Consider the following 10,126-nt stretch of genomic DNA (forward strand, 5'->3'; position numbering starts at 1 on the left):
GATCAGTGCTCCGCGAAGGTCTCCACCGGGCATCCCGAGGAGCCCGAGCACGCGGGGCCGCGCCGTCCCCTCGGCGACCTCCGTGGGCGCGGCGGCGCTGGACCGGTTCACCCGCCCGGTCGCCTGGCAGAACGTGCCCGACGCCGCGCTGCCGCCCGCGCTGCGCGAGGACAACCCGTGGGGCCTGCCTCGCCGCGTCGACGGGGTGCTCGGGTGACCGCGCCGCTGGACGGGGTCCTCGTCGCCGACTTCAGCCGGGTGCTCGCGGGGCCGCTGGCGACGATGACGCTGGCCGACCTGGGCGCCGAGGTGGTGAAGGTCGAGCGGCCGGGCACCGGGGACGACACCCGCCAGTGGGGGCCGCCCTGGACCGAGCACGCCTCGTCGTACTTCGAGTGCGTGAACCGGTCCAAGCGCAGCATCGCCCTGGACCTGCGTGACCCGGAGGACCTCGCGGTCGCCCGTGAGCTCGCGACGCGGGCCGACGTCCTGGTCGAGAACTTCCTCACCGGCACCCTCGACCGGCTGGGGCTGGGGTACGCCGAGCTGCGCGAGCTCAACCCGCGGCTGGTGTACTGCTCGGTGACCGGCTTCGGGAGCGGGGCGGGGGCGGCGCTGCCGGGCTACGACTTCGTGGTGCAGGCGCTCGGCGGGCTGATGAGCATCACCGGGGCGCCCGACGGCGACCCGACCAAGGTCGGGGTCGCGCTGGTAGACGTGCTCACCGGCAAGGACGCCGTGATCGGGATCCTCGCGGCCCTGCGCGAGCGCGAGCTGAGCGGTGAGGGCCAGCGGATCGAGGTGAACCTGCTCTCGAGCCTGCTCGGGTCGCTGGTCAACCAGGCCTCGGCGTACCTCAGCACCGGGCGCAGCCCGGGACGGATGGGCAACCAGCACCCCTCCATCGCGCCGTACGAGACGCTGCACTGCCGCGACGGGCTGCTCGCGCTCGCCTGCGGCAACGACGGGCAGTTCGCCCGGATCGCCGAGGTGCTGGGCCGCCCGGAGCTCGCCGCCGGCCCCGACCCCGGCGCAGCGGACCCGGACCCGGGCGTCCGGCTCGTGACCAACCCCGACCGGGTCACGCACCGCCGTGAGCTGGTCGCCGCCCTGGAGGAGGTCCTGGTCACCGAGGACGCCGCCACCTGGGTGGAGAGGCTGAACGCCGTCGGGGTCGCGGCCGGCGCCGTCAACGACATCGGCGCCGCGCTCGACTTCGCCCAGGAGCTGGGCCTGGCCCCGACGGTCGCCGTCGGCGGCGGGCACCCCGACCAGGTCCGCCACCCGGTCACCTGGTCCCGCAGCCGGTTGCCGGCACCCACTCCGCCCCCCGACCTGGGGGAGCACAGCACCGAGATCCGCGCCCACCTGAAGGAGAAGCCGTGAGCAGCCACCCCAAGCCGCCCCCGTTCGACGTCGACGACCCCGCCGGGATCGACGACCAGCTCAGCCAGGACGAGAAGGACGTCCGTGCCTCGGTCCGCCAGCTGGTGGGCCAGGTGGCCGAGCCGTACGTCGCGGACTGGTTCGAGCGCGGCACCATCGACGACCCGCGCGCCCTGATGAAGAGCTTCGGCGAGATGGGTCTGCTCGGCATGCACCTGGAGGGCTACGGCTGCGCGGGGATGACGGCGGTCGACTACGGGCTGGCCTGCCTGGAGCTGGAGGCGTGCGACTCCGGGATCCGCTCGATGGTCTCCGTGCAGGGCTCGCTGGCGATGTTCGCGATCTGGCGGTGGGGCAGCGAGGAGCACAAGCAGGAGTGGCTGCCGCGGATGGCCACGGGGGAGGCGATCGGCTGCTTCGGGCTGACCGAGCCCGACCACGGCTCGGACCCGGGCGGCATGCGCACCCGGGCCCGTCGGGACGGCGACGACTGGGTCCTGGACGGCCGCAAGATGTGGATCACCAACGGGTCCATCGCCGACGTCGCCGTCGTCTGGGCCCAGACCGACGAGGGCATCCGCGGCTTCGTGGTGCCTACCGACGTACCGGGCTTCTCGGCGCCCGAGATCAAGCACAAGCTGTCGCTGCGGGCCTCGGTCACCAGCGAGCTGGTGCTCGAGGGGGTGCGGCTGCCGGCCTCGGCCGCCTTCCCGGAGGTCCGCGGGCTGAAGGGCCCGCTGTCCTGCCTCAACGAGGCGCGCTACGGCATCGTCTGGGGGGCGATGGGCGCCGCGCGGTCCTCCCTGTACGCCGCGCTCTCCTACGCCGGCGACCGGGTGCAGTTCGGCAAGCCGATCGCCGGCTTCCAGCTCACCCAGGCCAAGCTGGCCGACATGACGCTGGAGCTGGTCAAGGGCGAGCTGCTCGCCCTGCACCTGGGCCGGCAGAAGGACGCCGGCCGGCTGCGCCCCGAGCACGTCAGCCTGGGCAAGCTCAACAACGTCCGGGAGGCCATCGAGATCTGCCGCACCTCGCGCACGATCCTGGGCGCCAACGGGATCTCGCTGGAGTACCCGGTCATCCGGCACGCCAACAACCTCGAGTCGGTGCTCACCTACGAGGGCACGGTCGAGATGCACACCCTGGTCGTCGGCCAGGCGCTCACCGGGCTCGCCGCCTTCCGCTGACCCGGTACGAACGCGCCCGCGGGGGGCGCACCGTCAGACGGACGGAGCCGACGTCGGCTCCGTCCGTCTGATGCTGCGCGGGGTGCCACGCACGCCGGTCCGGCAATATGCGACGGGTCGCGCCCCAAATGTGACGGGTCGGCTGCCATTTGCGACGGGTCAGCGAACGGGGCGGGACCCCCGGAGGGATCCCGCCCCGTGGGCGAGGGAGTCACGCCTCGCTAGGTGGTGACCTTCTTCGGGATCGCGTCGTCGTACGGCGCCTCGCTGCGGTCGGCCGCGGGGTGCACGGCCATGTACACCAGGCCGATGCCCACCACGATCACGGCGGAGAGCAGCACGATCCAGTTGTCGTACCACGCGACGTCCGGCGTGCGCGGCCAGGCCATGTTCACCATCGCGAGCACCCCGTAGGCCAGCGCGGCGATGTTCACGGGCAGACCCCACGTGCCGAGGCGGTACTTCCCGCTCGGCTCCCAGCCCTTCAGCCGGGCCCGCAGCGCGGCGAGGACGACCATCTGGAAGGCCATGTAGATGCCCAGGGCGGCGAAGCTGATGATCTTCGCGATGGCGTCGGTGGAGTAGTAGGACCCCGCCACGATCAACGCGGGGACGACGGCGGCGATCAGCAGCGCGTACGGCGGGACGTGCCGCGTCTGTGAGAACCGCTTGAGCAGCGAGCTGCCCATGATCATGTCGTCACGGCCGTAGGAGTAGGCCAGCCGGCTGGCGGCCGCCTGCAGGCTCATCGCGCAGGACACGAACGAGATCAGCACGATGCCGAGCACGATCTTCGCGCCGGTGGCGCCGAAGGCCTCGTCTAGCAGGGTGCTCACCGGGTCCGCGTCCTCCCCGGAGATGACCGCGGGGATGTCGGTGACGGCCAGGATCAGCGCCAGGCAGACGAAGGTGGCCGCGGCCCCGCCGATGTAGATGGTGCGACGCATGGCCTTGGGGATCAGCCGGCCCGGGTCGGGCACCTCCTCGGCCACGTCGCCGCAAGCCTCGAAGCCGTAGTACTGGTAGATGCCGATCAGGGCCGCCGCCGCGAACGCCGGCAGGTAGCTGCCGTCACCCTGGGTGCCGAAGGTGTCGAAGAGGACGCCCAGGTTGTGCTCGCGGTGGGCGAGGAGCAGCCAGCCACCGACGGCGAGGGCGCCGATGATCTCCGCGGTGAACCCGATGATCGCGGCCTGGGCGAGCACCTTGGTGCCCATGAAGTTGATGATCGTGGCCAGCACGAGGAGCCCGATCGCCCCGTAGATCACGTTCGTGGTGCTCGCCTCGATGCCCAGGAACGGGGCGATGTAGAAGCCGCCGCCGTAGGTCACCGAGGCGATGGTGACCAGCAGTGCCACCATGTAGATCCAGCCGGTCATCCAGGCGTACTTGCGGCCCCACAGTCGCCGGGCCCAGGGGTACACCCCGCCGGCGACGGGGTACTGGGCGACGACCTCGCTGAAGACCAGGGCCACCAGGAACTGGCCGACGCCGACGATCACGAAGCTCCAGATCATCGGCGGGCCGCCGGTGGCGAGGGCGTAGGCGAACAGCGTGTACACGCCGACCACCGGGGAGAGGTAGGTGAACCCGAGGGAGAAGTTCGCCCAGGGGCTCATGTCGCGCTTGAACTCGGACTTGTAGCCGAGCGCGTTGAGGTGGGCGGCGTCCTCGTGGTCGTGGTACTCGTAGTAGCCGTCGGCGTCGTGCCGGTGGGATGTGGACATCAGGTGGCTCCCGGTCAGGATGGGGGGCAGGCGGACGCGGACCCGACTGGTCCGGCCTCGTTGGGCGAAAAACTACAATTCTATGTGTTAATTGGCAACAGTCTCTGCCACAATTTCTGCCAGCTCGTGGTTCCGTGCCGGCCGCCGACTGGGAGGTGATGACCCCGATGTCCTCGCTGTCCCCCCTCATCGGCGAGGTCAGCTCCGGCGGCCGCGCGGACGACGTGGTGCAGCGGATCACCGAGGCGATCCACCTCGGGCTGCTCCACGACGGCGAGCAGCTGCCGGTGGAGGTCGAGCTGGCCCGCCAGTTCGGGATCGCGCCGATGACGGTCCGCGAGGCCCTCGCCGAGCTCCGCGCCCGGGGACTGGTCGAGACGCGGCGCGGACGGAAGGGTGGCTCGTTCGTCAAGCGGCCTGCCGGACCCCCGGTCGAGTACCTGCGGGCCACCCTGGCGGCGATGACCGTCTCGGAGCTTCGGGACCTGGTCGACGAGCACGTCGCGGTCGCGGGGCAGGCGGCCCGGCTGGCCGCCGAGCGGGCCTCGGCGGTGAACGTACGCCGTCTCTTCGCGCTCACCGAGCAGCTGGGGAGCGCCACGACGCTGGGTGAGCAGATCCGCGCCGACACCCGGTTCCACATCGAGCTGGCCATCGCTGCCCACTCCGAGCGGCTGACCCGGCGCGAGGTGGCGCTGCAGGCGGAGGTCTCGGGCCTGCTGTGGCTGCCCCTGGGGCCGCCGGTCGACGTCGGCGCCCAGGTGGCTGCGCACCACGCACTCGCGGTCGCCGTGGCGGCCGAGGACCCCGATCGCGCACGCGACCTGGCCGAGGAGCACGTGGGCTCCGACCTCCACCGGCTGGTGACCCTGAACCTGCTGCTCAGCGACGAGGCCCAAGGAGACACCCGTGCCTGAACCCGAGCCCGGTCCCGCTGCGACCGACCTCGCCGCGGGCGTGGCGGCGCTGGTCACCCCGATCTACGACACGCTGGAGGCCCTCGCGTCAGAGGTGCTCTCCTGCCGCCGGGCGGCCGGGGACGGGCCGTGCACCGAGCGGAGCCTGGCCCCCCTGGAGAAGGCGATCGCACCCCGGCTCGCGGCTCACCCGTCCCTTGCCGGGATGGGCTTCGTCGCCGCGCCGGGCGTCATCGGCGGCCTGGAGCGGTACCTCCTGTGGTGGCAGCGCTCGGGTGAGGACCTGGCCCGGCTGCGGCTGAACCTGGAGACCACCAGCGTGGACGTCTACGACTACCTGCAGATGGAGTGGTTCCAGGTCGCCCGGGACCACGGTGGCCGGGCCGCCTTCGGGCCGTACGTCGACTACGCGGGGTCGGGGCTCTACGTGGTCACCGCGAGCGTCCCGGTCGTCCTGGACGGCTCCTTCCTGGGGGTGGCCGGCGCCGACATCGAGATGGCGCAGCTGGAGCGGCGGTTGATCGCCGTGCTGCGCACCAGCCCGCTCGAGGCGCTCGTGGTCGGCGGGGAGCGCCGCGTGCTGGCCTCCAACACGCCCCGCTGGGTGGTGGGGTCCCGCCTGGGCGGGCCCCCGAGGCCCGGCGAGCTCGGGACGACCGAGGTGGTCGAGGTCCCCGAGGGTCCGGGGTGGCAGGTGGTCCTCACCGACGTCGCCGTCGCGTACTGACAAGACCCTTGACAAGAAACCTCTAGTTTTGGAGTATTGGCCACCAGCCCATCCCCTTCCCGCAGAGGTTGCCCCATGACGACGTCGGTCACCCCTCCCACGCTGAACGTGACGGACCCCGGCTTCTCGATCACCTCCGAGGAGGTGCACGCCGCCCGGGAGGCCAGCTGGTACGCGACCACGCCGTACGGCATCGCCGTGCTGCGCTACGAGCAGATGAGCCGGCTGCTCAAGCACCCCAAGCTGCGCCAGGGCAGCGTGGCCTGGCCGGCGCACAACGGGGTCACCGAAGGCCCGTTCGCCGACTGGTTCGCCAGCTGGATCCTGAACAAGGAAGGCGAGGAGCACCACCGGCTGCGCCGGCTGATGAACCCGGCGTTCTCCCCGAAGCTGATCGGCGGGCTGGTGCCCCGGTTCCAGGCGCTGGCCGGTGAGCTGATCGACGGCTTCAAGCACCCCGACAGCTGCGAGTTCGTCTCCGAGTTCGCCGACCCGTACGCCGCACGCGTGATCGCGATCATGCTCGGCCTGCGCGAGGAGGAGTGGCCGATCATCGCCCGCGAGGCGGCGACCATCGGGCTGGCGATGGGGGTGACCCTCAAGGAGGAGCTGCCCCGCATCGAGGGGGCGCTGGCCCGGCTCTACGACTACGCCGACGAGCTGATCGCCGACCGGCAGGCCCACCCCAAGGACGACTTCGTCACCGCGCTGGTCAACGCCTCCAAGACCGGCGACGGCTCGCTGAGCCACGACGAGCTGCGCGACGGTCTGGTGCTGCTCGTCTTCGGCGGGTACGACACCACGCGCAACCAGCTCGGCCTGGCCATGCAGACCTTCATGCGGCACCCCGACCAGTGGGCGCTGCTCGCCGAGCGGCCCGAGCTCGGCAAGGCCGCCGTGGAGGAGGTGATGCGGGTCAACCCGACCGTGCGGTGGGTGACCCGCGAGGTGCTCGAGGACTTCGAGTACGACGGGGTCGAGCTCAGGGCCGGCACCACGGTCCACCTCTACAGCGAGTCGGCCGGCACCGACCCGCGGGTCTTCGAGCCCGGGTTCGACATCACCGCCGAGGGACGCAAGCCCCACTTCGGCTTCGGTGGCGGCGCCCACCACTGCCTCGGCCACTTCGTCGCCCGCTCCGACATGAGCGAGGCCCTGCCGCTGCTGGCCCGCCGGCTGCGCGACCCGCACCCCCTGGAGGGCGCCACCTGGCTGCCCGACTCCGGCAACACCGGCCCGGTCCGGCTGCCGATCGGCTTCACCCCCGGCAGCTGAGCCGGGGCGCCCGAGACCCACCCCACCGATCTCTACCGAGGAGAACCATGAAGGTCACCGTTGACATGGGCCTGTGCCAGGACCACGGCCAGTGCGCCATCGCCGCCCCGCTGGTGTTCCGGATCAACGACGAGGGTCACCTGGAGTACGACGGCACCCCCGACGAGTCCGAGCGGCTCAACGTCGAGGAGGCCGCCGACGTGTGCCCCGTCCAGGCCATCCTGATCGAGGACTGAGGTGAGCGGGTCCGCGGTCGCCGTCGTCGGCGGCTCCCTCGCCGGGCTGCGCGCCGCCGAGCAGCTGCGGATCGCCGGCCACACCGGTCCGCTCACCGTCTACTCCGCCGAGGCGCACCTGCCCTACAACCGGCCCCCGCTGTCGAAGGAGGTGCTGGCCGACCCGGACCTCGCCGACGCCGAGGCGATGGTGGCCCGGCTCGCCTTCCGCCGGCGGGCCGTCGTCGAGGACGTCGACTTCCGGCTCGGGGCGGAGGTGACCGCGGCCGACCTCGCCACCGGGAAGCTGACGCTCGGCGACGGCTCGGGAGAGAGCTTCGACGGCCTGGTCGTGGCCACCGGCCTGCGACCACGGCGGCTGGGCTGTCCGGGCCCGGTCGCCGGCCGACACGTCCTGCGGACCGTCGAGGACTGCCTCGACCTGCGTGCGGACCTCGCGCCGGGCAGCCGGGTCGTCGTCGTCGGCGCCGGCTTCATCGGCTGCGAGGCCGCCTGCACGCTGACCACGCTCGGTCACCGGGTCACCGTGGTCGAGCCCACCGGAGCCCCGATGAACCGGGTGATCGGCCCGGAGCTCGCCGTGGCCGTGCAGCAGCACCACGAGGCGGCCGGCATCGCGTTCGTGATCGGCCCCGGGGTCAGTGCGTTCACCGGGACGGACCGGGTCACCGGCGTCACCCTCGACGACGGCACCCACCTGCCCGCCGACCTGGTCGTCGAGGCGGTCGGCTCGGTCTGCAACACCGAGTTCCTGGCCGGCAACCCCGGACCCGACCTCACCGACGGTGTGCTCACCGACAACCGGCTCGCCGTCGTCGGAGTCTCGAACGCCGTCGCCGTGGGCGACGTCGCCCGGTTCCCCAACCCGCTCTTCGACGACGTACCCCGCCGTGTGGAGCACTGGTCGATCCCGACCGACACCGCCAAGCGGGCGGCCGCCACCCTGGCCGCCCGGCTGCGCGGGGACGAGCCCGATCCCACCCCGTTCGCGCCCATCCCCTCCTTCTGGAGCGACCAGCTCGACCTGCGCTTCCAGAGCTTCGGGTCACCCGCCCTGGGGCCGGAGATCCGGCTCGAGGAGGGAGACCTCGACCACCTCACCGCGGGCGTGCTCACCACCCACCACCGGGACGGGCAGCACGTCGGCACCATTGCGCTCAACCTGCCGCCGGCCCGCCAACGGCAGCTGCGCGAGGCGTTCACGGCCGTGGTGCCGACCGCCTGACCCGCCCTGCACCCTCCGCCCCCGGCCCAGGCCGGCCCACCCCACCCAGTGAGGACCACATGACCAGTGCTCTGGACCAGCACCGCGAAGCGAACGCCCACAGCCCGCACCTGGCGGCCGCCCTCGAGGCGGTCAAGGACCGCGGCATCGAGTACATCTACTACCAGGGGATCACCGTCACCGGCCGCGTCGTCGGGAAGGTGATGCCGGCCCGGCACCTCGAGCGGACGGCCGTCAAGGGCGTGCAGCAGCACCGCACCGCCGTCGCCAACCTCCAGACCACGCGTGACGGCGTGCTGCTCGGGGGCGGCGTCAACGCGGCCGAGTACACCGCGATCCCCGACCTCGACACGTTCGCCGTGCTGCCCTGGGACACCAGCTTCGCGCGGGTGTTCTGCCGGCTGTACGAGCCGGACCACCTGAGCGAGAACGCCGGTGCGGCGTACTCCTGCGACTCACGCGGCCTGCTCAAGCGGGTGCACGCGGACTTCACCGCCCGCACCGGTCTGGAGATGCGCACCGGCTGTGAGCCGGAGATGACCTGGGAGGGGGAGGGCCTCGAGGCGCACTTCCGCCCCGAGTCCAGCCCGGCGTACCACATCGAGCACCTCGAGCGGAACCGGCCGATCGTCAAGAAGGTCATCGCCTACGCCCAGGCGCTGGGCCTGGACATGATCGAGGGCGACTACGAGGACGAGTTCCAGGTCGAGCTGAACTTCATGTACGACCACGCAGACCTCACCGCCGACCGGCTGGTCACCTACCGGCAGATCTGCAAGCAGGTCGCCCGCGAGCTCGGCATCCAGGCGTCCTTCATGCCCAAGCCGACCACGGGGCAGATGGGCAACGGCTGCCACCACAACTTCAGCCTGTGGCGCGACGGCGTCAACGTGCTGGAGAACCCGGGGGTGACCGAGCTGCACCTCTCCGAGGAGGGCCGGCACGCGCTGGGCGGCCTGCTCGCCCACTCCGCCGGCGCCATGCTCGTCAACGGCTCGACCGTGAACTCCTACAAGAGGTACTGGGACGCCGGCCAGTTCGCCCCCTCCAAGATCAACTGGGGCCTGGACAACAAGACCTGCACGGTCCGGCTCTCGGCCAACGGCCGCCTGGAGTACAAGCTCCCCGACGCCGCAGTCAACCCCTACCTCTCGCACACGCTGATGATCGCCGCGTGCGAGGACGGGCTGAAGAACGCCATCGACCCCGGAGCGCCGACCGTGGGCTCCTCCTACGAGGGCGAGCAGGACGCGCGCTTCCCGAGGCTGCCGCTCACCCTGGGCGAGGCCATCGCGGCCTTCGACAGCGACCAGGTGATCAAGAGCGCGTTCGGCCCCGAGCTGTCCCAGCTGCTCATCGACTTCCACGCCGACGAGTGGGCCCGCTTCTGCGGTCACGTCACCGACTGGGAGCGCCAGATGTACTGGGACGACACCCCGTGAGCGC

The 10,126-nt window shown here is 71.8% G+C and carries 9 protein-coding genes and 1 pseudogene; 9 read left to right on the forward strand and 1 reads right to left on the reverse strand.

Going from position 1 to position 10,126, the window contains the following annotated elements:
• From PLP61_RS07885 to PLP61_RS07895, 3 genes and pseudogenes are all read left to right on the forward strand, one after another.
• Nucleotides 1-217 (forward strand): annotated as a pseudogene (locus tag PLP61_RS07885) (hypothetical protein); the annotation flags it as partial.
• Nucleotides 214-1,386: a CaiB/BaiF CoA transferase family protein gene (locus PLP61_RS07890; RefSeq protein ID WP_324502019.1), complete on the forward strand. Its 1,173-nt coding sequence runs from the start codon at nucleotides 214-216 to the stop codon at nucleotides 1,384-1,386. The pseudogene PLP61_RS07885 and the gene PLP61_RS07890, both read left to right, overlap by 4 nt.
• On the forward strand, nucleotides 1,383-2,573 hold the full coding sequence (locus PLP61_RS07895) for an acyl-CoA dehydrogenase family protein (RefSeq protein ID WP_324502021.1): 1,191 nt from the start codon (nucleotides 1,383-1,385) through the stop codon (nucleotides 2,571-2,573). The genes PLP61_RS07890 and PLP61_RS07895 overlap by 4 nt, the downstream gene beginning before the upstream one ends.
• A gap of 221 nt (nucleotides 2,574-2,794) precedes the next feature.
• Here PLP61_RS07895 and PLP61_RS07900 read toward each other — a convergent pair whose 3' ends face one another.
• Nucleotides 2,795-4,300, reverse strand: coding sequence for an APC family permease (locus PLP61_RS07900; protein ID WP_324502023.1), 1,506 nt, complete (start codon nucleotides 4,298-4,300; stop codon nucleotides 2,795-2,797).
• A 134-nt stretch (nucleotides 4,301-4,434) separates the two neighbouring features.
• On the opposite strand from PLP61_RS07900, the gene PLP61_RS07905 reads away from it, so the two are divergent.
• The 6 genes from PLP61_RS07905 (at nucleotide 4,435) to PLP61_RS07930 (ending at nucleotide 10,122) form a co-directional block, all read left to right on the forward strand.
• The gene (locus PLP61_RS07905; protein WP_324502025.1) at nucleotides 4,435-5,217 is read left to right on the forward strand and encodes a FadR/GntR family transcriptional regulator; all 783 of its coding nucleotides are present in this window, start codon (nucleotides 4,435-4,437) and stop codon (nucleotides 5,215-5,217) included.
• Nucleotides 5,210-5,944 carry a cache domain-containing protein gene (locus PLP61_RS07910; RefSeq protein ID WP_324502027.1) on the forward strand — a complete coding sequence of 245 codons (735 nt, stop codon included), beginning with the start codon at nucleotides 5,210-5,212 and terminating at the stop codon, nucleotides 5,942-5,944. The genes PLP61_RS07905 and PLP61_RS07910 overlap by 8 nt, the downstream gene beginning before the upstream one ends.
• Nucleotides 5,945-6,019: 75 nt before the next feature.
• On the forward strand, nucleotides 6,020-7,219 hold the full coding sequence (locus PLP61_RS07915) for a cytochrome P450 (protein WP_324502029.1): 1,200 nt from the start codon (nucleotides 6,020-6,022) through the stop codon (nucleotides 7,217-7,219).
• A 47-nt stretch (nucleotides 7,220-7,266) separates the two neighbouring features.
• A complete protein-coding gene (locus tag PLP61_RS07920) occupies nucleotides 7,267-7,455 on the forward strand; it encodes a ferredoxin (RefSeq protein WP_324502031.1) in 189 nt (62 codons plus the stop codon).
• A 1-nt stretch (nucleotide 7,456) separates the two neighbouring features.
• Nucleotides 7,457-8,680, forward strand: coding sequence for an NAD(P)/FAD-dependent oxidoreductase (locus tag PLP61_RS07925; protein ID WP_324502033.1), 1,224 nt, complete (start codon nucleotides 7,457-7,459; stop codon nucleotides 8,678-8,680).
• Nucleotides 8,681-8,739: 59 nt separating this feature from the next.
• Nucleotides 8,740-10,122 (forward strand): glutamine synthetase family protein, encoded by a 1,383-nt coding sequence (locus PLP61_RS07930; RefSeq protein ID WP_324502035.1) that lies wholly within the window; start codon nucleotides 8,740-8,742, stop codon nucleotides 10,120-10,122.
• Nucleotides 10,123-10,126: the final 4 nt, after the last annotated feature.

Source organism: Nocardioides sp. (assembly GCF_035429765.1).
GTDB lineage: Bacteria > Actinomycetota > Actinomycetes > Propionibacteriales > Nocardioidaceae > Nocardioides.

Excerpts from the sequence above, each read along its gene's own strand:
- PLP61_RS07915 (WP_324502029.1), top strand. The coding sequence starts at position 6,020 with ATGACGACGTCGGTCACCCCTCCCACGCTGAACGTGACGGACCCCGGC.
- PLP61_RS07930 (WP_324502035.1), top strand. The coding sequence starts at position 8,740 with ATGACCAGTGCTCTGGACCAGCACCGCGAAGCGAACGCCCACAGCCCG.
- PLP61_RS07900 (WP_324502023.1), bottom strand. The coding sequence starts at position 4,300 with ATGTCCACATCCCACCGGCACGACGCCGACGGCTACTACGAGTACCAC.
- PLP61_RS07920 (WP_324502031.1), top strand. The coding sequence starts at position 7,267 with ATGAAGGTCACCGTTGACATGGGCCTGTGCCAGGACCACGGCCAGTGC.